A 26451-nucleotide genomic window follows, 5' to 3' on the forward strand; every position below is an offset into this window, starting at 1 on the left:
CCCCCAAACTTCAGATACGCCCGCCAGAACGGATGTTAACCATCAAAAATTGGACATTAGCTAATCTAAGGCTAATGTCCAAAGTCTACCAATCCTATTTTGCCCAATTCTGTAGCGATTCTGTTTGGATTGTGAAAGACTTTCCTATCCAGAAAAGCCTTTCACAACGCCTTATTCAAACCTTATTCGAAAACAGTTTAGAACACTGATAAGTAGGTAGCCATAATTAGTTGTAAAGGGGGGGGTGGGGGCTGCGCCCCCAGGTAGGGGTTTTCACCCCCTCCACGCCCCGAAATTATCCTTATTTAATTGCGGCCTAGCTACTTACTAGTGAAAGATGGCATCAGTCCAGCAACCATTGGGGTGGGGAGTGGGAAGTAGGAGGGAGCCAGAATGGTATCCGTATTCCCGCTGTGCTGTACTCGTGTTGCAAACACTCAATTTTGCAACATGAGGGTTTGGGGGCGAAGCCCCCAAGCAGGGGTGGAACCCCTGTACCCCCAACAAAACTTCCGTTTTGCTGTATTAGCTACCTACTAAGGAGCATGGATTAAATAACATCTGATTTTTCCACGTCCTTAACCTCTCCCCTGCCCCCTCTCCGGCTCGAAGAAGGGTGCCGAGCGGGGTGAGGTTCCAGAGATTATTTAATTTTCGTTCCTAACCTTGAAGCGAGGTGCTCAGAAAAAACGACACCGATGACACAGACGCCATAGCCGAAGTAACGCATGAAAGCGGGGATCATTCGAGAGGAGCTTTGAGTCGCTTTTCTACCCAGCCAAAACGCCAGTAGCGAGATCGCCAACTGAATCACTGTAAAGCCCAACAGGTAAGCCACCAACGGCGTCATCTCGGCACCCACAATGGACTCGCCATAGGCATACCCATGAAACAACCCGGCGATCGCAGCCAGTCCAGCAACAACCCCAAAATTCCACGGACAAGCGATTGCCAGTAGCAATCCCAGCGCAATCACAGAAAGAGCAATCATAATTTCAGGTACAGGCAAATCAACCTTCATAATGTGCAGGCCAGTTCCCACCATAGCTGTCACCACAAACACCAGGGGAAGCAAAGCCCCCCGCACCTGTTTAACCGAGAGTAGTCCAATAGCGACAACAAATGCCAAATGATCTAACCCAATCACTGGATGAGCTACTCCAGACAGAAAACCTTCAAGAAAACTAGCTGGGGTTCTACCCTCCATTGCATGGTGAGCCGCTGCAGGTTGAACAACTCCCCAAAAGCCAAACCCAATCAATCCCAAAATTTGAGCAATTTCAGTCCTTCTAAGGCATACGGGGAAACCAGCAAGAGCATCTAATTTTTTTAATCGTGTATTAACCATCATCCATACCTCGCAGATGAAAGGATTCTGCTAAAGAATTGGCGGGCATCCTGGCTTTAGAAGATTTTGGGTTTTGAGTTGGGTTGACTAGTTCAACCCCCAACACCCTATGGCTTCTGTTACAGTTGCGGGACAGCGGCAGACTCGCACTGCACTTTCCCCCTTACCTCCAGTGGCTGATCCCCACCAGAACCAATTCCAATGCCAGGTCAGTGTATCACAAGTGGTTATGACGAAATGAAAATCTTAGCAGGGCTTTGCGAAGGGGAAGGTAAGTGGATGAGTTTTGAGTGTAATAAAGGCAACAGGCAGCAGGGTGCAGGGGTCCCCTTGCCCTTCCACTCATCCTCTCCTTGCACCTTCTGACTCCTGATTCCCGGCTTCTCCCACCAGGCATCTACTGTCAATTGTTTAATTCGGCATAACAGAATATCTCTGCAAAAACCGGGGGAAGGGGATAGCAAAAAGGTTTTGTTTGGTTTTAAGTTTTATCCTGAAAGCTTGAATGGTAAATGAGAATGTTTATGATTATCATTATTAGATATTCATAAACCCGCCATCCATAGCAGGCATCTGGGAGTAACTTGATGAACGGCAATACTTTGGCTGAATGGGTTGAGCCCATTTAATTAAGCCCATTTATTAGGTGTGAGGAAAAGGAACCATGATGAACCAGTTATTCAAATCTCTGCTGCTCAGCCCTGTTCTCCTGGGAATGGTCGCAGCTGGGACTTCTGCTCAGATCTATCAATCAACATCTCAACCTGCGCCCAAACTTACCACCGATCCCTTAATCGACACTCCTAAAAAGAGTACTGGTGCCCTGCCCGGACGGGTGATGTTTGTTTCCCAGTTGCAGCCTACTACTCCTGTAGGGCAGGCCAATAGAGCTATGGCTCAGGTAACATCCGTTTCCCAACTGTCTGACGTGAGACCGACGGATTGGGCCTTTCAAGCGTTACAATCCCTGGTTGAACGTTATGGTTGTATCGTTGGCTATCCAGACAAAACCTACCGGGGTAATCAGGCCATGACTCGCTACGAGTTTGCAGCGGGTCTCAATGCCTGCATGGATCGCGTCAGCGAGCTAATCGCAGCGGCAACGACTGATCTGGTGAAGAAGGAAGATCTGGCAATTCTGCAAAAACTTCAGGAAGAATTTGCGACAGAATTAGCCGTTTTGCGTGGTCGGGTTGATGCCCTGGAAGCCCGTACCACAACCCTGGAAAAGCAGCAGTTTTCAACTACTACTAAGCTGAATGGAGAAGTCATCTTCGCTTTGGCGGGAGTCCTAGCTGGGGAGAACGCTCTGGGCCAGGATATTGATCGAAACGTGGTTTTGGGCGATCGCGTACGTCTCAACTTTGACACCAGTTTCACCGGGAGAGACCTGCTGCGAACCCGGCTTCAGGCTGGAAACCTGGACTTGTTTGGTCCAGTGACGCTGACCCCAGAAGGTTCCCTCCGCTTTAATGCCGACAGCGGCAACCAGGTTGGGATCGACGCCCTATTGTATCAGTTCCCCGTTGGCGAAAGCACAACCATCACAATCGAGGCAAACGCGGGTGCAACGGATGACTTTATTCCTACTCTCAATCCTTACTTTGATGGAGACGGCGGCTTTGGTGCGCTGACTCACTTTGGTACCCGCAACCCTATTTACTACTTGTTAGGTGGGTCAGGGATTGGCATCAGCCACTCGTTTGGCAATGTCTTTGAGCTGGGTTTGGGCTATCTGGCAGACAATGGTACTGGAGCCGCGAATCTGCCATTTGCCAAAAATGGCTTGTTTAACGGACCCTATGGCGCAATCGCCCAGCTAACCATCACCCCCTCTGAGCGGTTCCAAATCGGTTTAACCTACATTCACTCCTACAAAACCGACTTTTCAACCGCTGGTGAAACCGGCAGTAATCAAGCAAACTTTGTTGAATTCACAGGTTTGCCTTTTTCAACCAATTCCTATGGCATTGGTGCCTCCTTCCAAATTACCCCAGGCATTGTACTTAATGGCTCTGCAGGATACACTAAGGCGCGATCGCTGGGAGCGGGTTTCAGGGGCGACGCTGATGTCTGGAACTGGATGGTGGGGTTGGCCTTTCCTGACCTGGGCAGAAAGGGTAGCGTCGGCGGTGTTCTCGTTGGCATGGAGCCCAAAGTAACCGAAGTAGACGGTAACTTACAAGCGGCTCTTTCCGATGATCCCGACACATCCCTTCACATTGAGGCGTTTTACCAGTTCCAGGTTACAGACAACATCGCCATCACCCCTGGCCTCATCTGGCTTACTGCACCCGATCACAATCGTGGTAACGACGACATCGTGATTGGAGTTGTTCGCACCACCTTCACCTTCTAAACCAGTTTTTCCTCCTCCAACAAGCCATGTGTAGAACGTAAGGGCTCACACAATGGCTATTGGACTTTCAGGGTGGGACGTTTGTCTCACCTTTTTTATGCGAGGAGAGACGGGCGAGGGGTGAGGAGCTGTTATAGCTGTCGCCAGGTTGCTTAGAACCTTACCCCTCCTCCAGCAAAGCATCGCAATAGCGAATTAATGTCAGGACGCGATCGCTCACTTGTTTTCGCCGTTGCTCTCCTGTTCCGGCCTTCCGTGCTGCTTGCAAAAACATCACATCCATTCCTAACAGACGTAATTGTTTGTCTATTTCCACCTGGTAAGACTGCACCCGTTGTTCAACTTCAGGAGGTAGTTCATCTGTATTCAAAGTTAGAATTTTGGTCTGAAAAAATTGCTGAAGTTTAGTAACTTCTAGTTTCAATCCACTGCCATCATTCCCTTGCTTAACCGTCTCGTTCATTTGCCTCAGAGCCTGCTTAAATTCTCCGTACGACTGCTGGTGAAGTGGAAGTAACATTTTGCCTGAGCCCTTCTTTCATCATCATTAAAAAGCCCCCAATCCATTCAGCTTCGTGTTTCTTGGAAGAAACACGCACAAAAATTAGTAGATTTGTAAAGAATCTTATCCGCGTTGGTAAGATAGAGATCAAAGAAAGCTTTATACCCTTAAGGTAAGCTGTAAGTTCTAGTTCGGCTTCCTTTGTTCAGAGATAATTTGATACTTCTATCACTTTGAAATTCGTTTTAGCAATTCGGTCTTAAAGTCTGTCCGAAGACTAGAGTGGTTGAGGAAATATCTCGAGCCCAGGATGTTTTCGGGTCGGTTTTAGAAGCTAGAGCGATCCCAGTCTAGCTTACGAGTCCTGAAAAGTAGACCCAGGCTAGACCAAAGCTCATTCATCGTTAAGTGTTTGACCATTATTGCAGTAAAATCCGTTGCATTAAAATCCAGTACAACCTTTTAAGCCTTTCAACCTCCTGGCTGTGCAACATGAACTTAGCAGCTTCTGTATCATCCCTTGAACCTGTATCTCCCATTGAGTTTGTCATTCCTAACTGGCTGCGGGAGTGCATGAACGCACGACAATCAGCGGGTGACAATCCGGCTGATGATGCCAATTCTGATGCCGATCTAATTTGTCGCGCTTTTGAATTTGCCTACAGCCTACACAAAGGTCAACGGCGGGCATCAGGGGAGCCCTACATCATTCATCCAGTTGCTGTTGCAGGATTGTTGCGTGATCTGGGCGGCGGCAGTGCCATGATTGCGGCGGGTTTCTTGCATGACGTGGTGGAAGACACCAATGTTACAGCCGATGAGCTAGAAGAACGGTTTGGGAAGGAAGTCCGGTTGCTGGTTGAAGGCGTGACCAAGCTTTCAAAGTTCAATTTCTCCAGTAAAACAGAACGGCAGGCAGAAAATTTTCGCCGTATGTTTATTGCGATGGCCCAGGACATCCGGGTGATTGTCGTGAAGTTAGCCGATCGCCTCCACAATATGCGTACCTTAGAGTACTTGCCTGACCATAAACGCCGTCAAATTGCCCTGGAAACCCGCGAAATCTTTGCTCCACTAGCCAATCGTCTGGGGATCGGTCGCTTCAAGTGGGAACTTGAGGATCTGGCATTTAAGTATCTGGAACCCGAAGCCTATCGGGAAATTCAAGAACTGGTTGCGGAAAAGCGAGGCGATCGGGAAGCCCGGTTAGCGCAAGTGGTCGAAAACCTGAAGCAACGCCTGACCCAGGCAGGTATCGACTACGTTGAAATCAGCGGTCGGCCCAAGCATCTTTACGGTATCTACCAAAAAATGCAGCGGCAGCAGAAAGGGTACAACGAGATCTATGATGTTGCCGCCATTCGCATCATCGTCAAAGCAAATGACGCATGCTACCGGGCACTGGCAGTTGTTCATGACATTTTCCGCCCAATTCCTGGACGCTTCAAAGATTACATCGGCCTCCCCAAGCCCAATCGCTATCAATCCCTCCACACTGTTGTAATTGGCAATACGGGAAAGCCCCTGGAGGTTCAAATTCGTACTCTGGAAATGCATCATGTAGCTGAGTACGGAATCGCCGCCCACTGGAAATATAAAGAAACGGGCAGTTCTAACGTCCAGATGACCACCGCCGACGAAAAGTTTACCTGGTTGCGGCAACTGCTGGATTGGCAAAATGACCTCAAAGATGCCCAGGAATACCTGGAAAACGTCAAAGATGACCTGTTCGACGGAGATGTGTACGTCTTCACCCCAAATGGTGATGTCATATCCCTTAGCCGGGGCGCAACTCCCGTCGATTTTGCCTATCGGATTCATACCGAAGTTGGGAACCACTGCGCCGGGGCACGGGTGAATGGACGCATGGTGACCCTGGACACCCTCCTGAAAAATGGAGACATAGTTGAAATCATTACTCAAAAGAACTCCCGCCCCAGTCTGGACTGGCTCAACTTTGTCGTCACACCCGGTGCTCGTAACCGGATTCGCCAGTGGTATAAACGCTGTAATCGAGAGGAAAATATTGCGCGGGGCCGGGAAATGCTGGAGCGAGAGCTGGGTAAAAATGGCTTTGAAGCACTGCTGAAGTCCGCTCCTATGCAGGCCACGGCTGAACGATGCAACTACCATAGCGTGGAAGATTTGCTCGCCGCATTGGGATACGGCGAAATTACTCTTAACTTGACACTGAATCGTCTGCGGGAAGCGGTTAAGGGTCAGCAGCCCATCGCCAGGGCATCAGAAGGGATCAACGATGCTCAGGTGATCCCGCTATTGCCTTCGGTATCTAAACCGACTCCAGTTCAACCTTCTAGTAAATCTCCCATTATTGGGGTCGAAGGGTTGCTCTATCATATGGCGGGTTGCTGTACACCGGTTCCTGGCGAAGCAATTATTGGAGTGGTTACTCGTGGACGTGGGATTTCCATTCACCGTCAAGGTTGCCCCAATGCCGAGCAAGTTCCGGGCGATCGCCTCGTTCCTGTCAACTGGAATTCCCACGAACAGGAAAGCGGACGCCCCCAAACCTATCCCGTGGATATTCAAATTGAAGTCATTGACCGGGTTGGTGTGTTGAAAGATATTTTGTCTCGACTAACAGATAACAATATCAACGTCCGGAATGCCCAGGTCAAAACCTACCCCGATCAAACCGCTACCATCAATTTGGGAATCGATATCCGGGATCACGAGCAGCTAGAGCGCACGTTCACCCAAATTAAAAAGTTAAGTGATGTATTGAACTTGCGCCGTCTGAGCCAGGTTGAAGAGTGATTTTTGCTACCTTTCTGCCCCTACTCAACGTGTTTACTCGTAGAGTTGTGAAAACTACTGCTGATGGAACCACTTCCTGCTAAGATAAATGCGCCGAAGCAGGAATCAAGATCAAAAGCTAAGAGCTTGATGGGCTAAATCGAGTGATTTAGGTCACAGTTAGAAGTTGATCTCTCCTGGTAGCATTTAAGGTAATAACCATCACAGAGCCCCTGGTGTGTTGGTTTGAAGTTGCTAAGGTCTTCTGTTGTTTTGGGACATAGCATTTTAATCTGTCGGTAGATGTCGTACTGGAAACGTTTTAATCGTCATTTTTGGGCTTGGGAGTTCTAGTCGCCGTGAGTACCTGGACGTCCCACTACAATAGGCCAATCGACCAGGAAGAGCAGCAGCTCTACGATCATCTGCTAGAACTGGTTCAGATTGAGTTGCCTAGCCAGATGGTAGGGCGATTTCGAGCATTGTTTATTGATGGGACAGGCTATCCCGATTTAGAGATAGTTGCCGCGCTTGATAGAATTACGGCTTCAAAGTCCGCTGACCAAGAGTTCCAGTATGTCTTAAACCGTTGCTGTCATATCCTGATCAATCGCTGGCAAGCTCGCCCTCAATTTCAGGCTGCCATTCCAGAACTCATCGCTATCTTTGAATCGTCTCCCTCCAAACCTTTTACCGAATATTCCCGTTCCCGCTCAATTAGACGACTGCGGGAACTAGTCAAGAAATTTGTTGAAAGTGAGCAGTACATCGTTCTGCGACGTTTAGCGCAGGTGATGGCTCATTCCAGTGAGAATGGTAGTTTGGCGGGAAGTGAGCCTATCGGTTCGTTAATTCGGCGGTACCCCTATCTCTACGAACACTGTTTGTTGTCTGAGGGCAGCACCTATGAACACCAGCAGACCATTAGACAACTGCAAGCCCGCGCACAACGGCAGTATGAGATTGATCTGTCCCAGTATGTGACATACCAGGTGCGGCGATCGCAAATTGCCAGAACGACTTCCCCCCAAGCCGCAAGCCGAATTCTCCAACCAGTCAAAAATCCAACGCTGCTGAGTGACAAAGAATTATGTTTTGCCATCAAGCAATTTGCTGGGAGATCGCAAGGCTCATGCACCTACCGGGATATGGCTCAACGCTTTCTAACTCACAGCAGCCAAACCCAGTCATTCCAGTCCTTTAAGGACGACCTCTACGAATACATCATCGCCTCGGTTGACCCTGAGTATGGCAAACGCCAATTTAATAACCAGCTCTATCACCAACTCAAAAGTACCCTGCCGGAAAGCGACACCCAGAAGGTGAACGACTTTTTAGTGGTTAGAACGTGCAGCCAATTATTGAACTTTTTGGTGGTTGAAAGTTTACAGAAACCCCAGCATTATATTTTCGTCGATTTGATTTCTAACATTGGTCCAACCCTGGCAACCGGACTATTGCTGAAAATTGTCCTGATTTGCCGCAAGGTAAAACCCTATCTTGAAAAACGCTTCTCGATCCTGTTCAATCACTATGAGACCTGTGCGCGGGATGCCGTGCAGTGGCTTGTACAGGCAATGGAAAATTTGAATGTAGCATTTAGCACAAACTTCAGTACAAGTGATCTCTCATTTATAAATCAAATTGCCTGAACTACCTCTCTCAGCCTGTCGGGAAGGAGGAACTTACGCTAATCTTTCATTTTAAACAAAATCCCTAGAATAGGATTTTGACGGAAGAATTTTGTTTTCCTGATTTATTTCGCTTATCATGAACTCTCAGAAGAGCATTAACACTCAACAGCGATTTCATATTAGATTAGACTAGAAAAGCATGTTTTAGATTTGTTGCGGTAAAGACTGGTGCTGATTGATTTTCGGCGCGTTGGCCCAGTCTTTCCAGGGGCTGATGTTGCTGGAATGAGTTTCTCTCAGCGTATTTTTCCGCTTCTGGATACGCAGGTTCCAGTAGGCTACAGAGTTAACCTTTCATTGCAGTTGTTTTTTGGAGAGAGTAGTACGAATGACTCAGGTAGTTCTTGGTGAAAATGAAGGAATTGATTCAGCATTGCGGCGATTTAAGCGGCAGGTTTCAAAGGCTGGAATTTTGGCTGATCTAAGATCTCATCGGCACTTTGAAACCCCCCTTGAGAAACGCAAGCGGAAGGCGATCGTTGCTCGTCGCAAAAGACGTTATAACTAGACGTTATAACTAAACGGTTGGTTTACGTTTCTATCCAAAATAAGCTAACTGCTGTCCTCAAGTAAGTTTGACAGCAATTTATCTAACTATGAAATAAGTAATAAGGAGCAGACTAACATCTGCTCCTTTTTTTCTTAGGACTAATTTTCAAGCTTTTGAAAAGCGATCGGGTCGTGTTTCAAAAATGTTGTTTTTGTCAGTAGCAGGGTTCCATAGAAGGTCCCTATAGAAGAGCAATCACAAATTTTGCGATACTAACAGCGATCGCTACTAAGTAGCTAGACGCAATCAAATCAAGGATAGCTTTGGGGGTGGAGAGGGAACAGCCCCCATTCCCCTTATTACAGTTAATCAGGTTATTACAGGTTATTACAGTTAATCAGGGCTGCCTCCCTACTTGTTTTGAACTTTGTCCATTACCCGCTCGATGACCTCTTGAGCAGTAGTTGCCCCCTGGCTGTTAGAGGGGCGCTTCATATTCTCCTTACCAGCCTTTCCTTGAACTTCATTCAACCCGCCACCCGTTCTTGCCTGGACCTCCTCCATAGACTGGGGAGCATTTTGAAGGGTATCCTGGGCTCTTTTAGTGTAAATTTTAGCAGCTTTGCCTTCCTGAGTTGTGGAGTCATTAGAAGCTGCAAAAGCAGGAGCGGTGGAAGTGAAAATTAGCAGGGTACAGGTAAAAATAATCACTAAAAAGCGCAGAGAGTTTAGAACCGCTGAGATGAGTTTCATATCAAATTTCTCCAGAGTTAGTATTGCCATTTTGAATCAACGGGTTAAACATCAAAGCTGATTGCACAATTGGCGACTACAACTGTGTTGAATGAAAATAGGCTGCTATACCGCTCCCAAACTATTTTTGAACAAGGGGGAGTGGGGGCGAAGCCCTCACGCAGGGGGATAACCTCTGCACCCCATTCAAATTTCAAAAAGGAGCGCTACAGCTATTTTCAAGTCAGCAAACCGCTTCAAAATAAAAGCAATTAAAAGCAGTCGGAATGCAACCGTTTTTGAGTTTTTCTATTGAGATACAGGTGATGAGATACAGGTGAGTTTCTTGTCTAACAATTGCTATTTACGCAAATTAAAGCCCCATCCCACATCTATATCTCGACTGAAGTGTGTGTTCTCCTCAAAAGGTTTAATTCTTCCTGAGAGCGATCCGATTTTTATTTCTAAAGGAAGATGATTTCGATAAAACCGAGACTGCCGTTTCCTGGTTACTACCAATTGGTTTGACGAGTTAAAAATTCAACTTTTGGCAGCAGGGGATCCTGCACTACACCAACGCCTACAAACCCCCAACGCTTAAGCAAACTATCTAATTGGGAACCAGGGACGGATTCAACACCAAATTGATTGGCTACATCTGAACCGTGGGTATTGAGGTAGCTGAGTGCGTCGAAATGTTCGGAGAATACAAGCAGATAGCCTGGATCTGAATTCTGATCTGCTGTTTTTGGAGCACGGTTGAGGTGAGCAGCCAGGTAACTGCCATCGAGTTTGGAGCGAACCAGGTAATAAATTTGAGAATACATGGATGACCTTTGAACAGGGTCAGAGTGCTAGCTTATACTATCCAGTTTGATGCGCGGATCGACCACTTTCAAGAGTAGATCTGCCAGGAGATTCCCAACAATGAGCATGACAGCCCCCATCATCAAACTGGCCATGACCAGGTAGAGGTCTTGGGATTGCATCGCCTGGAGGATCAACCGTCCCAGACCGGGCCAGTTAAAAAAATATTCGGTAATAAAAGCACCGCTCAGAAGGCTGGCAAATTCAAAGCCCAGCAGCGTAATCAGGGGGTTAACGGCATTCCGCAGGGCATGGATATAAATGACTTTGTTTTCGGGCAGCCCTTTGGCACGAGCGGTTTGGATATAATCCTGACGGAGGACATCCAGCAGTTGCCCGCGGGTGATGCGTTGTAGCCCTGCAAAGCTGGTGATGCTGAGGGCAATGGTAGGCAGAATGAGATGCCAACCGATATCAAGGATTTTGCCCAGGGGAGTAAGGTCGGCATGGTCAATGCTGGTCATATCGCCTACGGGAAAGAGAGGAGCCGTATTCTGTGCCAGGATCAGCAGCATCAAGGCCGCGATGAAACTGGGGAAGCCCTGCCCGATGTAACTAATGACACGCAAAATTCGGTCAACCAGGCGATTCTGATTAACTGCGCCAATAATTCCGAGGGGAATGGCAACTGTCCAGGTAACCACGAGAGAGGCGATCGCCATTAGCAGGGTAGCGGGCACCCGTTCCCACAGTAAGGATGCAACCGAACGCTGGTAGACAAAGCTGGTACCAAAGTTTCCCTGGGAAACAACCTGCCAGAGCCAGCGAAGGTATTGTTCAGGCCAGGATTTGTCCAGTCCAAACTGTTTTCTCAGTTGCTCAATCCGCTCAGGAGAGATTTTGGGGTTCTCTCGTAGGGCATCCAGATAGTCTCCCGGAGCTAGTTGAATGATGAAAAAACACAGGATTGATGCCAGAAACAGCGTTAAAAGCCCCTGCAATACCCGCTTAACGATGTAGGCAAAGGTATCGCTAGTAAAAAACGCGAAGAGGGCATCGATACCCGTTTCTAGTCTGCTCTGATTGGAGGTGGTCATTGGGGAACTGGCTGGCCGCTATGCTAATACTCGACAAGGGTAATGATGGGCACTTCGGGCAATTGTTTCCGCCCACTCAAATCTTTTAACTCAATTACGAACGCAAAGCCCACCAGGGTACAACCAGTTTGCTGGACTAGTTTTGCCGTAGCGCCTGCGGTGCCACCCGTTGCAATCACATCATCCACAATCAGAATTTTGCTATCGGGTGGATGCAGAGCATCCTGATGCACTTCTAGACGGTCCATACCGTACTCTAGCTCGTATTCCACTGAATGGACAGCCGCAGGAAGTTTACCGGGTTTGCGAACGGGAATAAAACCAGCTCCTAGCTTACAGGCCAGTGGTGCGCCAAAAATAAAACCACGCGACTCCATCCCGACCACAAAATCCGCTGACAAGGGAGCGCACTTTTCTGCCAGGGTATCGATGGTGTAGCGCAGCCCTTCAGCGTCGCGCAGGAGGGTAGTGATGTCTTTAAAGTTGATTCCGGGTTTGGGGAAGTCTGGGATTTCGCGAATGAGGGTCTTGATGTCCATGAACTTAAGGTTAGGGATTGTTTACCTTTCTGCCTTTGCATGGTAGCAGGGCAGTGACTCCATCAAGATACCGTTTCAGTTGAAATTATTTGTAAATGATCTGACCAAGTTGGGAAACGGAGATTCCTGCGATCGCGTACATTGTTGAAAGGTTGAAAGCAATTGGTTCTAAGGGGCCTGAAAACATTTGTGAAATACTTTTTCTTATCCGATGGCTGGACGGTTGGCAGGGTTTGGGAGTTGGGCGGACTGTGGAATGAAACCGCCTGGAGGCGCAAACCTGAAATCCACCAACTAGAGCTTTGCATATGGGAACAGGGAAAAAAATTGTGGCTTTACCGCGTTGAGGATGCCGTGCTCATGGTTGAAGTAAAGCCAACCGCCGAAGCCCAGCTCGATTCCTCTGCTAAAAACATTGGTCAAGTCGTTCTCAAACGTTTGATCAGCGCTGATCAGGTAATTGATTTGTTGTGTACTGCAGATCTGTCTGCCAATGGAAAATTGGGAGCCAGGAGCGAGTGGGTGAAGGGTGAGGAGAGAGGAGTGGTGGAGTAATCGGGTGAGGGAGTGGGGAAGTTTTGAATTCTAAGTTTTGAATTCTAAGTTTTTTGAATTCTAAGTTTTGAGTTCTAAGTTTTGAGTTTGAGTTGCCCCCTTTCGCCTTTCATCTTTCACCTTTTGTCTTCGTTACTCCATCACTCCCCCACTCCTTGCTTTACCATCAGTTCTTTGCCGTTGATTGTTGCAAATTCACCGTTTGTCGCAACAAGGTTACCCGACGGCTATCGACTACCATGGCCCAGAAGCCGCGATCGGTTAACTTTTGCAAAATGGCATTAGCAGAAGCCTGGTCAGCCGTGTGGACAGCCAAAAGATAGGGACGCTGACCATAGGAAACCAGTCCAATTTCGTTGCCAATCAATTGCTGCACTTTCAGCGCGAGTTCTGGGCGATTGAAGTAGTTAACCAGAACTGCATAGCCTGCTCCTAAAGGTTTGGGATTGAAGGCCGTGGGTGGGCGAGAAACAGCGGCGGTTTGCACCGGAACCTGGGAGGAAACTGGGGCAGCTGGGGAACGCGGGGATGCCAGTGGCGGAGTTACCGAAGGTTCGGATGAAGGGGTAGGGGCGATCGCCTGTCCTTCCGCTGTTGAAGTTTCCCGTAGGCGAGCTACAAAAGCCGATAATCCGGCAGACTCATTCAAATACCTGACCCAGGCATTGGCCGTATCTACCGTAGTAAACCCACTCACCCGTGTCACCACATCATCTAAATAGTTGCAAACTGTAAATCTGGCGCTGGCAGGCAATGTCCGCCGCGCTTTGTCCTGGACTTCGGGGGTGCCGCTCTTAATCAGCAGAATATACTCGCCGGGATTGGGGGGCTGGCAGGTGGGGTAAGCAGGGGTCTGAGCGGGCGCGTCTGAGGGAAAGGGTGGAGGAGAAATCTGGGCGATCGCCTGTGGCACCAAGAATAACCCCACAGCTAACAATGTCAGCCTCAGCGAACCTTTCAATGCTTGGGTAGTTCGGTACATAGAACCTTCCTTTGGGAGTCTGGGAGTGATAGACGGCCCTTTTCGCCTGGCAAGTTTAAAGCACTCAAGTTTGAAACACTATTTTACTTTTGAAGCGCTATTCTACTGGAGATTTTCAAAAGCGGATCAAGAGGCTGTGGCTAAGGAGGCCAAAGGTTGAGGAATGGTATCTGACGGGGCGTTGAATTCACCCATAGCCACAAATTCCAGGCGGAGTTTGAGCCAGGTAATGAATTGAGGATTGGTGGAGACGATAGCCGCAGCAGGTTGGGGACATTTTTTCTTGATTTCCGCCATTTCTGGCGCTTCCAGGAAGGCAGGTTGCTTAATCAACCAAAAGTCGATTTCCTTCTCCTGCTCCTGGTAGTGGCGAGTGCGCTCTCTCAAAACTTCTTCCAGGGGTTCTTCTTCAGTCAGAAAGCGCTGGCTGGCAAGGACGTAGTAGTAGGTTTGCATTTTTGAGAGTTGTTAGTTGTTAGTAAGGGGTCAGGGTCAGGAAAGAGGAGAGGTTGGAGAGGGGGCGGAGTGGTCTCAAACACAAAATCGCTCAGAATCAGAGGACTAAGAGCGAAATCTCCAGTAAGTAGCTAGACACAATTAAATTAAGGATAATTTCGGGGGTGGAGGGGGTGAAACCCTCTGCCTGGGGGCGCAACCCCCACTTCCCCCTTACCAATTAATTATGACTACCTACTTAATTCCAAATATTGAGTATAGGAGCTTGTGTCCACAAGAGTCTTTAGATTTCAGGGTTTTATTTAAACTTAAGGAAGTGATCTCATATTTCTTAACTCACAAATCTCCCCGGATGGCCTGCTTCATTTCGCGGACGGCACGCTCTAACCCAACAAGAACGGCACGGCTGATGATGGTGTGTCCGATATTGAGTTCCTCCATACCGGGGAGGCAGGCGATTGGATAAACGTTCCAGTAGGTGAGCCCGTGTCCCGCGTTGACTCGTAAGCCTGCGGCGATCGCCAATCCACATCCTTCTGCTAAAGTCTTGAGTTCTTTCTCCCGGCTGGCTTCGGTTTGGGCTTCGGCGTACTGGCCAGTGTGGAGTTCAATAAATCTGGCTTTCACTTCCGCTGCTGTTTCAATCTGGCGCGGATCGGCGTCGATGAACAGGCTAACGGGAATACCGGCTTCCTGAAGCTTATCCACGACTTCTGCCATGCGGTCTGTCTGTCCTGCCACATCTAAACCACCTTCGGTGGTAACTTCTTCTCGCCGTTCGGGAACGAGGGTAACGTAGTCGGGTTTAATATCGAGGGCGATCGCGACCATTTCATCCGTAGCCGCCATTTCCAGGTTCAGGTGGGTGCGAACGGTTTGCCGTAACAGGCGCACATCCCGATCTTGAACATGTCTGCGGTCCTCGCGCAGATGAACGGTGATGCCGTCCGCCCCTCCCAACTCTGCTAAAACCGCTGCTGCAACGGGGTCAGGTTCCACCGTCCGTCTCGCCTGTCGAATCGTGGCAACGTGGTCAATGTTAACGCCAAGGGTGGGCAAGGGGAGTCCTCCATGGGTGAAAAGGTTCACATTTGATTTTAAGGGAGGAGTGGGGTAGAAGTGGGGGATGGGGAGATGGGGAGATGAGTGATGGGAGATAAAAGCGATCGCAAGTTTCCCAGGGTGATTTTTCTGGATGCCGTTGGAACCCTGTTTGGGGTGCGGGGGAGTGTTGGCGAGATTTATGGGGAAGTTGCGCGTCGGTTTGGGGTTGAGGTTTCTGCGGTGGCTCTGAATCGGGCTTTTTTCAGAAGCTTTAAGGCAGCAGGAGCGCCTGCGTTTGAGGAAACGGATCCGGTCACAATTCAGAGGAAGGAGTTTGCGTGGTGGCGGGCGATCGCAATCCAAACGTTTCAGCAGGTGGATGCATTCCAGCGCTTTTCCAACTTTGAAGAATTTTTTGCTGAACTGTATGCTCACTTTGCTGCGGCTGAACCCTGGTTTCTGTATCCCGATGTGCGTCCGGCCTTAGAACGATGGCAAGCAATGGGAGTGCAGCTTGGTGTCCTGTCTAATTTTGATTCACGTCTTTACAAGGTACTCCAAGCACTCGATTTAATGGATTATTTTGCATCGATTACGATTTCGACGGAAGTGGGAGCAGCTAAACCCGATGCGAAAATTTTTGCGATCGCTCTCCAAAAACACGATTGCCTTCCTGAGTTTGCATGGCATATCGGCGATAGCTTTGAAGAAGATTACCAGGCTGCTTTGGCTATAGGAATGCGAGGTATTTGGCTACGGAGAAAAGCTGTAGTAGGTGATAGGGGATAGGTTCAGTGTATTGATCAAGTGGGAATAACGTCTCGTGTTATTACAGGTAGGGGCTGCCGGGTAGGGGAGTGTTGTTACCTGATCAGAGACCGAGCCCCCAAATAGACATTCCCAGGCATAGCCTGGGAACGAGGGGAAATAGGGAGGGTCAGGCAGGGGTTGCCTGGGTTCGGTGTTGGAGGAGATTGATGATTGATGGTTTCTCAAGCAGTCCAACCAGGATTCCGTTATCACGGATGACGGTCAGGGCGGGTAATTGCTTTTCTTCCAGAATCTTGATCACATCCATCAATGGCTGATTTGAGGGAACAGTTCTGAAAGCATCGACAGGTTTTGCCAGCTCTCCCACCAGGGTTTCTGACCAGCGATCGCCTGGTACCATCCTTAAACTGTCTACGGCCACTTCACCCACCAGTTGATCATCGGCATTGACTACCAGGAACTTACGCCATTGACCTGGGTTGAGTATGAGCTGGTCGGCAAATTCTCGCAGGGAAAGCTGGGCAGAGACAACTGGACTGTTGGGGGTCACGGCATCGGCGGCAGTTAACCCATCAAGTTGTTCTTTCACGGAGGCGTATTGAGCCGCCTGGCCCGCATTTTGTAGCAGGAACCAGCCGATTAACAGGTTCCAAAAACCTCCGAAACTACCTGTTACAAATAGCGGGAGGATGCCGGTGGCGATCGCAACCCAACCAACAACCTGGCCCATTCGGCTGGCAAACTTCATGCCCTTGTAGGGATTGCCCGTAATCTTCCAGACAGTCGCTTTAAGAATGTTGCCACCATCCAGCGGTAAACCTGGAATCAGGTTGAACAGTGCCAGCGCCAGGTTGACAGAAGCCAGCAGGCCAAGAATGGCGGCCAGCGGTCCTGTTGCGGCTGAGGTATAGCCAACAATACCAATCAGCCCAGCCAGAAACAGGCTGACTAGGGGACCGGCGATCGCAACCCAAAATGCCTCAGCAGGCGTTTCAGATTCTTTTTCCAGGCTGGCAAGCCCACCAAATAGAAACAGTGTAATAGAGTTTACCCCTACTCCCTGACGCAGAGCCACAAAGCTATGACCCAGTTCATGGGCCAGTACGGAGGCAAACAGTAACAGAGCGGTAAATAGCCCTAGCAGTAAGGGAACCCCGATGGGTAAGCCCGGAAATTGAGCTGCCAAGCCACCACTATAGCTCCAGGTCACCAGAACAAGCACCAGAAACCAGGAGGGGTTGATGTAAAAGGGAATTCCAAACAAATTCCCAACGCGGATATTGCCGTTCATAACAGCTACCTCTAAATCCAATTCCAGAGATTGACTCTGGCTGATGCTCTGATTGTAACGAATTGTTAAAAGCTTCTCAGGATCTTTTAGGGAGCAATAACCGCCCTACTTCGTTCGGTTTTTCTCCATGAGGGGTTAGAGAGGGAGGGTGGAGGGGTGGAGGGGTGAGGGGTGAGGGGGTGGGGTATTACTGAGGCTGTTCTAGAAATGGGGCTCTGACTCCTTGAAACCCTGATTTCCTTGACCCCTTTCCAGGATTGCCACAAAAAAATTGACAACCCCCATCTCCCCGTCCCCCATCTCCCCTAATGTTGGCTATGCCACTGTCCACAAACGAGACTTTTATAGAGGGTTTCGTTATGATAGGGACGATTGATAAATATTTATTAACAAATATCAATGATTGTATCGACCACAGGTCTAGCCAAAATCAAAAACTCTCTCTCTGAAAAGGTTTTCTTAGGGCATGAACCCTCTGCCGAGTTGATCGCGATCCTGCTGGTCTACTTTGTGCAGGGAATTTTAGGTTTAGCCCGACTGGCCGTAAGCTTTTTTCTCAAAGATGATTTGGGCCTCAGCCCTGCTGAAGTTTCTGCTCTTGTCGGATTTGCAGCCCTGCCCTGGATGGTCAAGCCGCTGTTTGGCTTCATCTCGGATGGAATGCCGATTTGGGGCTATCGACGGCGTCCCTACCTGATTCTTTCTGGGTTGATGGGTGCGCTTGCCTGGGTGGCTCTGGCAACGGTGGTTCACTCTGCCTGGGCAGCTATGGCCGCGATCGCCCTCAGTTCTCTTTCCATTGCTTTTAGCGATGTGATTGTCGATTCCATTGTAGTTGAACGGGCACGACAAGAGTCGCTGGGAGATGCTGGTTCACTCCAGTCCCTCTGTTGGGGCTCGACAGCCGTGGGAGGACTTCTAACTGCCTACTTCAGCGGTTCTCTGTTACAGCATTTCAGTACCCGCACTGTCTTTGGTATTACAGCCACCTTTCCATTGATTGTGTCTCTTGTGGCGTGGCTGATCAGTGAATCCCGGATAACGGAAAAAGCGGATTGGTCTGTTGTCTGGCATCAGCTTGGGCAACTGCGGGAAGCCGTCAGTCAGAAGTCCATCTGGATGCCTACGGCCTTTCTGTTTCTCTGGCAGGCAACTCCCACCGCCGAATCTGCCTTCTTTTTCTTCACTACCAATGAATTGGGTTTCGACCCAGAGTTTTTGGGGCGGGTACGGTTGGTAACGAGTCTGGCCGCTCTGATTGGGGTATGGCTGTTCCAGCGGTTTTTGAAAACCGTACCGTATCGAGTGATTTTTGGCTGGTCTACGGTGATTTCTGCGATTCTGGGGCTGTCAACGCTGTTACTGGTAACCCATGCGAACCGGGCACTGGGCATTAGCGATCGCTGGTTCAGCATCGGGGATAGCCTGGTATTGACGGTCATGGGGCAGATTGCCTTTATGCCCGTTCTGGTACTGGCAGCGCGGCTCTGTCCTCCGGGGGTTGAGGCGACTTTGTTTGCCCTGTTGATGTCAGTGGTCAATCTGGCTGGTTTGCTTTCCTATGAATCGGGAGCCCTGCTGATGCACTGGATGGGCATTACCGAGAACAATTTCACCAATCTAGCTCTGTTGATAGTCATTACTAACCTTAGTACTCTGTTACCCTTGCCTCTGTTAGGTTGGCTACCTGCAAGTGATGAGGAGGGCTCTAAAACCGCCCCCACTCTTCAATCCGTGCCTGTTGCTCTGGATTTTGACTCCTCCGCCTCCAAACACCTGGAACAACCCTTCATGCCCGACCTGCTAACCGAGCTAGTCAATACCTCAACCCGTGAAACGGAAGAGTCTCTCATCCTGTCAGATGACTGAGGAAGGCCATTTTTCTTAAAATCTACAACTTCAAATAGCGATGCAAACTCTGACTGGTAAACAGATTGCACCTCATGCAAAACAATCCTACAACCGAGAGGATTGGCAAAGGGGCTACAACTCTTTGAAGGAGGAGTTCGACTACTGGATTGAGGATGTGGATGGTAAGATTCCGTCCGACCTGTGCGGAACGCTATTTCGCAATGGTCCAGGTCTGCTGGATATTAACGGGGAACGGCTGCACCACCCCTTTGATGGGGATGGCATGATCTGTGCTATTTCGTTCAAAAATGGACGGGTGCACTTCCGCAATCGCTTTGTTCGGACGGAAGGCTATTGTCAGGAGCAAAAAGTGGGATGCATCCTCTACCGGGGGGTATTTGGCACCCAAAAGCCTGGTGGGTGGCTGGCAAATGCCTTTGACTTTCGCTTAAAGAATATCGCCAATACCCATGTCATCTACTGGGGTGGGAAGTTGCTGGCATTGTGGGAAGCGGCTGAACCCCACCGCCTTGACCCTTCTACTCTAGACACTTTGGGTTTGGACTATCTGGACGGTTTGTTAAAGCCTGGAGAGGCGTTTGCAGCCCATCCCCGGATTGATCCAGGTTGCGATCGCAATGGTGGCCAACCCTGCCTGGTCAATTTCTCCATCAAACCGGGGCTCTCATCCAAATTCACCATTTACGAGTTCAACCTATTGGGCAAGCTGGTTCACCAGTATTCTCAGGTTGTTCCGGGTTTTGCCTTCATTCACGACTTTGTGATTACTCCCCGCTACTGCATCTTTTTCCAGAATCCGGTTAGTTTTAACCCGCTACCCTATGCACTGGGTTTTCGCTCCGCCGGGCAATGTATTACGTTTCAGCCCGATCAACCCACCAGGATTGTTCTCATTCCGCGGCAGGCAGGCATTAAGGGGCGGCAACTGGGAGAACCAGCTAAAATTTTTGAAGTTACGTCAGGGTTTGTTTTTCATCATGTGAATGCGTTTGAACAGGGAAATCAGTTAATCATTGATTCCATCTGCTACGCATCCCTGCCCTCCGTAGAACCAGATGCTGATTACCGACAAACCGACTTTGAAGCGCTTTCACCGGGTCAGTTCTGGCGGTTTCAACTGAATTTGGAAACGGGGAAAGTTCAGCGTCAGCTTGTCGAAAGCCGCTGTTGTGAGTTTCCCTCTGTTCACCCCAGCAAGGTTGGGCGACCCTACCGCTACGCTTATCTGGCAGCGGCTCATGCGCCTCAGGGAAATGCTCCCAATCAGGCAATCTTAAAGGTCGATCTGGAGTCGGGCGATCGCCAACTCTGGAGTGCGGCTCCCAGGGGATATGTGGGCGAGCCCGTTTTTGTGCCTCGCTCCAATGGGGCTGAAGAGGAGGGGTGGTTACTGACTCTGGTATTTGATGCAAGTTGCGATCGCTCCTATCTCGCCATTCTGGATGCCTGTGATTTGAATCAGGGACCAATTGCTCGCCTGTACCTGAAACATCATGTTCCCTATGGATTGCATGGCAGCTTTACATCCCAGTGTTTTGTCGGGAATCAGATGCCTGGTTGATTCAACTTTGACATGGAGAATTCTTTTTGTTGGAAATGAGATCGGAATACAAACTACCAGCGGTTCAGTGTGATCCCCTGTAGCGTTGTGTGACCGCCCCTCGCCGCAGATTGGTTCAGTACTGTCAAGCCTCCCCGCTCCTTATTCCTAAGCTTGGGCGAAATTCATAAAACCGTTTAGGGGTAAGGGCTTTAAGAAGGTAGCGGCTGAAATGTGTAGCTGGTTGAGTGGGCCAGTTTTTGAATGTGGTCTTTATAGCTCTACGCGGGTGCGTTAGGACATTGGAATTAGAGAGGGAGTGGGGGCTTCGCCCCCAACCAGGGGTTCCACCCCTGCACCCCGACCTAACCACAATGACTACCGTTATAATTACGGCTATCTACTTAAATAAAAAGTTTTGAGTCACTCCCTCAGATCCCTAGAAAGAGAGCGTTTGTGAACATTGGAAACAGTATTTGAAACGGTATCGATATTAACGAATCGATGACTTGCTAATCTGAAGCGAGAGTTTGTCTGTCTTCTTGCCCTAATCTACACCCTCAATCGGAGCAAAGCCCTGTCGTTGTACATTCTCTGTTACAACTTTGGGTTCCAGGAATTGCAACAAGTAATCAGGGCCACCAGCCTTTGAGCCTACCCCCGAAAGCTTGAAGCCACCGAAGGGCTGACGTGCCACGATCGCCCCCGTAATTCCTCGATTAATGTACAGGTTACCCACTTCAAATTCTTGCTGGGCTCGTTCAATGTGGGAGGGTGTGCGGGAGTAAAGTCCGCCAGTCAGGGCGTAGCGGGTGCCGTTGGCAATTTCCAGAGCTTCATCAAAGGTTCTGGCTCGCATCACGGCCAGGACGGGACCGAAGATTTCTTCTTGAGCAATAACGGCTTTGGGTGACACATCCCGGAAGATGACGGGACCGATAAAGTAGCCTCCATCCGGGGCAGGCATTTCTAGCGCCACCTCACATTCCACCCGCCCCTTTTCGATGTATTCTTTGATTCGATCTCTGGCACTGGCATCAATGACTGGTCCCACTCTGGTACTAGGGTGTTCTGCGGGGCCAATGTTGAGCGATCGCGCCGCTTCCACCAATCGCCGCAAAAAGGTATCGTAGATTAGCTCCAGCACAATCACACGGGAACAGGCGGAGCACTTCTGACCACTGTAACCAAAGGCAGACTGGACCACACCCTGCACCGCCTGATCCAAGTCTGCGCTTTCATCCACAATGATGGCGTTTTTGCCTCCCATTTCTGCTACAACCCGCTTCAAATGTCGCTGTCCCGGTTGCAGAATGGCGGCGTCGGCGTAAATGCGACAACCCACTTCCTGAGAGCCCGTAAAGGTAATCATGTGAACATCGGGATGTTTGACCATGTGTGCTCCCACCGTCGATCCCTTAGCAGGGACATACTGAAACACTCCTTTGGGAATGCCTGCTTCCACCAGAATTTCGGTCAGTTTTGCTGCAACTACTGAAGAAACTTCAGCCGGTTTCAGCAGGGTGCAGTTACCCGCCACTAAGGAAGCAACGGTCATCCCCGTAGGAATTGCCAGGGGAAAGTTCCAGGGTGAAATAACCAGGGAAACGCCCCTCGGCTGGTAACGGTAGCGGTTCGTCTCACCGGGGTAATCGTAGGCAATACCGTTTTCTAATCGCTCCATTTCATTCGCATAGTAACGGCAGAAGTCGATCGCCTCGGACACCTCCGGATCGGCTTCTTTCACCACCTTTCCAGTTTCCAGTACCATCCAGGCAATCAATTCCTGTCGTCGCTCCTCCATCAGGTCAGCAGCCCGCCGCAAAACAGCGGCCCGTTCTTTAACTGGGGTGCGCTTCCAGGCCGGAAAAGCAGCTCTGGCGGCGGCGATCGCCTGTTCTGCCTGGTCCACACTGATCAACCCAATCTGACCTACCTTCTCCTGAAAGTTGGAAGGATTCAACGAATCGACACAGGTTTCAGTTTGAACAAATTCCCCATTGATCAGCGGCAGATAGGTCTTGCCCAACTCTTGCCGTACTAATTGCAGTGCATAGCCAATCTGTTTTCGTTGGGCGACCCCGGCGTAATCGGTATCGGGGGAGTTTTGAAAGGGAAGTGGGGAGGTGATGGAGTAATGGGGTGATGGGGTAATGGGGTGATAGTCCTTTCCATTACTCTTCCACTCTATCACTCCATCACTCCTTCCCCCTTCTACTCCTGGCTCCTGAGGAGCCATTACAGGGGGCGCCAGGAGTTCTTCTACCGGGCGTTCTTCCAGATTCTGGCGCAGGAAGGAACTATTGGCGGTGTTTTCCAGCAGACGGCGGATGAGGTAGGACATGCCGGGGATGAGTTCCCCGTAGGGGCAGTAAACCCGCACACGATACCCCTGATCGACCATAGCTTTTGCCAGTTTATCAGCCATACCGTAAAGGACTTGCAATTCAAAGCGGCGACGGGGAATGTTGAGGGATTGAGCGATCGCCATCGCCTGGGCCTGCGATCGCACATTGTGACTGCCGATTGCGGCATAGAGATACTCGTGATTTTCCAGTAGTAACCGGGTCATGGCCTCAAAATTGGCATCCGTCGATTCTTTGTCATTAAAAACGGGTTGTTTCCAATTCTTTTGAACCGCCTTAATCGTTTCCTGGTCCCAGTAGGCACCTTTGACCAGCCGCACAGTTACGGGAGTTCCCCGCTCCTTAGCCCACGCGATCAGGTCTTTCAAATCGTGATGACTGTCGTGCAAATAAGCCTGAAGCGTGACGCCAATGTCGCTGCGAGTACGGAATTCCTCTTCCATCAGCAATTGCTTCAGGATAGTGAGGGTCATTTCCTTGTACTGGTATTGCTCCATATCGAAGTGGACAGCCGCCCCCAGTTCCTTTGCCCGCCGCAAAAGCCGCCGGATGCGATCGCTCACCTTTTCCTGGCTACCCTTCTCATCTAGCGGATCAAACTGGGAGTAAAAAGCTGTCAATTTCACCGATACCTGCACCTTAGGCAAAAGCTCCCCATCAGCCAGGTCAATTTGCTCTACGGTTGACCAGCGGTTTGCAGCCTCCGTCAGTTGCTCCATCAGTTCCAGATAGCGCTCCAGATAAGATTGGGCCTCGGCTTCCGTAATCACCGCCTCCCCCAGCAAATCCACAGTAAACGCCATCCGTTCCTTACGCAGACGCTCAATGGTTTTGATCACCTGCTGGATGGTTTCACCTGCAATGTACTTATGAGCCAGGGTTTCCACTGCGGTAGAAAGGGTTGTTGCCGCAATTTGTCCGGGTATGGAGTCGGGATTGGCAAAGTTGAGCATGCCCTTTAGTGCTGCCGGTAACTCGACAGTTTTATCGCCCAGATATTCCTGCAAATGGCGAGCAATTTCCGCTTTACTCTGCAAAGAGGGAAGGCAATCAATCAAGCGGAAAAGTTGCACGCGCAAGCCAGGGTTACTCATCGCCCACCCCAACAGCCGATCATCCCAACGCATCTGATCCCGTATTTGGGCAAAAAAGGAACGATTCTCACGGGTAGCGGATAACAGTTGACGGGCGATCGCGATCGTTTTTTCTTCGTAGGGATTGGGCGAAAGAGCAACCACAGCAGTAGACTCCTGGCTTAGGGAATCCAATTATTGTAGCTCTGATGGTTGAATCCCTGTTGTAATGGACGTTTACAACGGATGTTTTCAAGAACTCCAGCTATACCCACCAGGCTCAGGACGAGGTGCAGGGGTGAAACCCCTGGCTGGGGGCGCAGCCCCCACCCTCCTTTAAAACCAATGTCCTAATCAACCTGGCGACAGCTATAACAAAGGGCCAGACTTCACCCGATCTCCGACTTCTTTATCGATCCGCATGCTACAGTTCAATCTAGTCGAGAAATCGGAGATTGGGCTGTCAGCCAACTTTCAGGAAAGCCATCTATACAGCCCTTTTCAAGGGTGTGAAGTACCCCATTCAAATGAAAACCGCCATAGACAATTACAACGTTACAGTTGCGGCGATTCTATTTACCCTAGAAGAGTAGCGAGATCACCAGAGGAGGCTAAAATGGAAAGCTTTGATTTTGTCATTTTGGGATCTGGACTGGGTGGACTCTCAGCGGCTGCTTGCTTAACGCGTCAGGGATACCGGGTTGCCGTACTGGAAAAACACTATTTACCGGGTGGATGCTGCCATACCTTTGACTATGGGAATTACCGCTTCTGTGCAGACGTACACTACATCTCACAATGTGCTCCGGGGCAAACAATCCATCAGTTTTTAAGCTACATTGATCGGGAGGTTTCATTTGTAAGTCTGGATCCCGATTGCATTGATCGAGTCATTACCCCCGAAGTCGATTTCAAAATTCCCCTGGGTTGGGAAACACTGCGGGCCCGTTTGATTGCCACATTTCCAGAAGAAGCCCCCGCAATTGAACGCTATTGCGATGCGATCGCCCAGCTGCACCATGAAATCCACGACCTGGTGCGAGAGGTGCGCTGGTTTGACCAGAAGTGGACCGATTGGTTGAAATTGCCAAAATACTGGAATCTTTTTCTAAAACGCAACTGGACCTTACAGGATTTGTATGACCAGGTGGGGCTTTCTCCCAAACTCCAGGCATTGCTGGCAGGGCAGAGTGGCGACTATGCCTTACCCCCCAATGAAATTGCTCTCATTACCCACACTTCTCTGGTTTGGGACTACTCAGAAGGGGCTTATTATCCCAAACACCATTTCAAACATTTTGTAGACAGTATTGTGGAAGCCATTACTACCAGAAATGGAATCGTTCAATTGTCTACGCCAGTTGAGCATATTGAGGTCCGCGATCGCCAGGTGCAGTACGTCACCGCAGGGGGAAGAAATTACCACGCGAACCGGGCATACATCAGCGACCTGGACCCCAAACTTACCGTTCAATTGATGCATCACCCCAATGCTCTATCACAGCGAGAATATCAGCGCCTCACCGGGTATGAATATTCTGCCAGCGCGTTTAACATTTACCTAGGGTTAGACAGTCGCTTTCAGCCGGAACGATATGGCATTGGTAACTGGAATATCTGGTACTATCCCACAGGCGACCTCAACCGTGAGTACCAGCAGCAATTGCAGGGCAACCTCACCCATCCCTGGATCTTTCTCTCCTGCCCAACCATGAAGTCCCCTGAACCAGGCATGGCACCAGAAGGGCATCACGTCCTGGAGATTGCCACCGTTTGTCCCTACGCTCTCTTTGAGGAACTGCACAAAACCGATCTCAACGCTTACAAAGCCAAAAAGCGGGAGATTTACAAGGAAATTATGGTTAGCGTTCGAGATTTAATTCCCGATGTAGATGCCTATGCCCGCATGAAAGTGTACGGTACGCCCACAACTAGCGAGTACTATTTGGGACAACCCCAGGGAAACATCTATGGTGCTAAATTGGTTCCAAACCAGGTTGGCTTGAATCGGCTCGGATATACCACTGAATTGCCAAACCTCTTTCTGGTTGGAGCCAGTGCAGGCTATCCCAGTGTGCCAGGGGTAATTGGTAATGGCATGGATGTGGTGGAGCTAATTACAGGTCAATCTGCCTGGAGGTCATCAACACCATCCAGGCAACTGGTTGAAGTTTAG

Annotated in this window: 20 protein-coding genes and 1 riboswitch; of the genes, 9 read left to right on the top strand and 11 right to left on the bottom strand. The window is 49.7% G+C overall.

All coding sequences use genetic code 11. From position 1 onward, the window contains the following. Positions 1–643: 643 nt before the first annotated feature. The gene (locus P4D80_RS04135; protein WP_421657605.1) at positions 644–1351 is read right to left on the bottom strand and encodes a HupE/UreJ family protein; all 708 of its coding nucleotides are present in this window, start codon (positions 1349–1351) and stop codon (positions 644–646) included. 20 nt (positions 1352–1371) lie between these two features. After that, positions 1372–1560, bottom strand: a riboswitch (cobalamin riboswitch). A gap of 452 nt (positions 1561–2012) precedes the next feature. Here P4D80_RS04135 and P4D80_RS04140 point away from each other — a divergent pair. Further along, a complete protein-coding gene (locus tag P4D80_RS04140) occupies positions 2013–3707 on the top strand; it encodes an iron uptake porin (protein WP_421657606.1) in 1695 nt (564 codons plus the stop codon). A 160-nt stretch (positions 3708–3867) separates the two neighbouring features. On the opposite strand, the gene patD is transcribed toward P4D80_RS04140, so the two are convergent. Further along, a complete protein-coding gene (patD, locus tag P4D80_RS04145) occupies positions 3868–4227 on the bottom strand; it encodes a heterocyst frequency control protein PatD (protein ID WP_421657607.1) in 360 nt (119 codons plus the stop codon). A gap of 474 nt (positions 4228–4701) precedes the next feature. On the opposite strand from patD, the gene P4D80_RS04150 reads away from it, so the two are divergent. The 3 genes from P4D80_RS04150 (at position 4702) to rpsU (ending at position 9168) form a co-directional block, all read left to right on the top strand. Further along, entirely contained in the window at positions 4702–6987 is a 2286-nt protein-coding gene (locus P4D80_RS04150; RefSeq protein ID WP_421657608.1) for a RelA/SpoT family protein, read from the top strand. Between the two features lie 338 nt (positions 6988–7325). Next, positions 7326–8618, top strand: a complete 1293-nt coding sequence (locus tag P4D80_RS04155) for a hypothetical protein (RefSeq protein WP_421657610.1) — start codon at positions 7326–7328, stop codon at positions 8616–8618. Positions 8619–8988: 370 nt separating this feature from the next. After that, on the top strand, positions 8989–9168 hold the full coding sequence (gene rpsU, locus P4D80_RS04160; RefSeq protein ID WP_009556054.1) for a 30S ribosomal protein S21: 180 nt from the start codon (positions 8989–8991) through the stop codon (positions 9166–9168). A gap of 393 nt (positions 9169–9561) precedes the next feature. Here rpsU and P4D80_RS04165 read toward each other — a convergent pair whose 3' ends face one another. The 4 genes from P4D80_RS04165 to P4D80_RS04180 all read right to left on the bottom strand — a co-directional run bounded on the left by P4D80_RS04165 (position 9562) and on the right by P4D80_RS04180 (position 12325). Continuing rightward, entirely contained in the window at positions 9562–9903 is a 342-nt protein-coding gene (locus P4D80_RS04165) for a hypothetical protein (RefSeq protein ID WP_421657611.1), read from the bottom strand. A 491-nt stretch (positions 9904–10394) separates the two neighbouring features. Then, positions 10395–10709, bottom strand: a complete 315-nt coding sequence (locus tag P4D80_RS04170) for a hypothetical protein (protein WP_421657612.1) — start codon at positions 10707–10709, stop codon at positions 10395–10397. Between the two features lie 27 nt (positions 10710–10736). Next, on the bottom strand, positions 10737–11786 hold the full coding sequence (locus tag P4D80_RS04175) for an ABC transporter permease (protein ID WP_421657614.1): 1050 nt from the start codon (positions 11784–11786) through the stop codon (positions 10737–10739). Positions 11787–11809: 23 nt separating this feature from the next. Beyond that, positions 11810–12325 carry an adenine phosphoribosyltransferase gene (locus tag P4D80_RS04180; RefSeq protein WP_421657615.1) on the bottom strand — a complete coding sequence of 172 codons (516 nt, stop codon included), beginning with the start codon at positions 12323–12325 and terminating at the stop codon, positions 11810–11812. 189 nt (positions 12326–12514) lie between these two features. Between P4D80_RS04180 and P4D80_RS04185 the strand changes: the two genes are divergently transcribed. Then, the gene (locus tag P4D80_RS04185) at positions 12515–12880 is read left to right on the top strand and encodes a hypothetical protein (RefSeq protein ID WP_421657616.1); all 366 of its coding nucleotides are present in this window, start codon (positions 12515–12517) and stop codon (positions 12878–12880) included. A 166-nt stretch (positions 12881–13046) separates the two neighbouring features. Here P4D80_RS04185 and P4D80_RS04190 read toward each other — a convergent pair whose 3' ends face one another. The 3 genes from P4D80_RS04190 to P4D80_RS04200 all read right to left on the bottom strand — a co-directional run bounded on the left by P4D80_RS04190 (position 13047) and on the right by P4D80_RS04200 (position 15377). Further along, positions 13047–13862, bottom strand: coding sequence for a hypothetical protein (locus P4D80_RS04190; protein ID WP_421657618.1), 816 nt, complete (start codon positions 13860–13862; stop codon positions 13047–13049). A gap of 126 nt (positions 13863–13988) precedes the next feature. Next, the gene (locus P4D80_RS04195) at positions 13989–14318 is read right to left on the bottom strand and encodes an MgPME-cyclase complex family protein (RefSeq protein ID WP_421657619.1); all 330 of its coding nucleotides are present in this window, start codon (positions 14316–14318) and stop codon (positions 13989–13991) included. A 336-nt stretch (positions 14319–14654) separates the two neighbouring features. Further along, a complete protein-coding gene (locus tag P4D80_RS04200) occupies positions 14655–15377 on the bottom strand; it encodes a pyridoxine 5'-phosphate synthase (protein ID WP_421657621.1) in 723 nt (240 codons plus the stop codon). A 90-nt stretch (positions 15378–15467) separates the two neighbouring features. Here P4D80_RS04200 and P4D80_RS04205 point away from each other — a divergent pair, with 90 nt between their 5' ends. Further along, the gene (locus tag P4D80_RS04205) at positions 15468–16151 is read left to right on the top strand and encodes an HAD-IA family hydrolase (RefSeq protein WP_421657622.1); all 684 of its coding nucleotides are present in this window, start codon (positions 15468–15470) and stop codon (positions 16149–16151) included. A 148-nt stretch (positions 16152–16299) separates the two neighbouring features. Here P4D80_RS04205 and P4D80_RS04210 read toward each other — a convergent pair whose 3' ends face one another. Then, positions 16300–17424 (bottom strand): site-2 protease family protein, encoded by a 1125-nt coding sequence (locus tag P4D80_RS04210; protein ID WP_421657624.1) that lies wholly within the window; start codon positions 17422–17424, stop codon positions 16300–16302. A 399-nt stretch (positions 17425–17823) separates the two neighbouring features. On the opposite strand from P4D80_RS04210, the gene P4D80_RS04215 reads away from it, so the two are divergent. Next, a complete protein-coding gene (locus tag P4D80_RS04215) occupies positions 17824–19293 on the top strand; it encodes a folate/biopterin family MFS transporter (protein WP_421657625.1) in 1470 nt (489 codons plus the stop codon). A 40-nt stretch (positions 19294–19333) separates the two neighbouring features. Beyond that, positions 19334–20857: a carotenoid oxygenase family protein gene (locus P4D80_RS04220; protein ID WP_421657627.1), complete on the top strand. Its 1524-nt coding sequence runs from the start codon at positions 19334–19336 to the stop codon at positions 20855–20857. Between the two features lie 526 nt (positions 20858–21383). On the opposite strand, the gene pruA is transcribed toward P4D80_RS04220, so the two are convergent. Then, positions 21384–24440, bottom strand: coding sequence for an L-glutamate gamma-semialdehyde dehydrogenase (pruA, locus tag P4D80_RS04225; RefSeq protein WP_421657629.1), 3057 nt, complete (start codon positions 24438–24440; stop codon positions 21384–21386). A gap of 451 nt (positions 24441–24891) precedes the next feature. Here pruA and P4D80_RS04230 point away from each other — a divergent pair, with 451 nt between their 5' ends. Continuing rightward, positions 24892–26451 carry a phytoene desaturase family protein gene (locus P4D80_RS04230; RefSeq protein WP_421657630.1) on the top strand — a complete coding sequence of 520 codons (1560 nt, stop codon included), beginning with the start codon at positions 24892–24894 and terminating at the stop codon, positions 26449–26451.

Source organism: Leptothermofonsia sp. ETS-13 (assembly GCF_049200465.1).
GTDB lineage: Bacteria > Cyanobacteriota > Cyanobacteriia > Leptolyngbyales > Leptolyngbyaceae > Leptothermofonsia.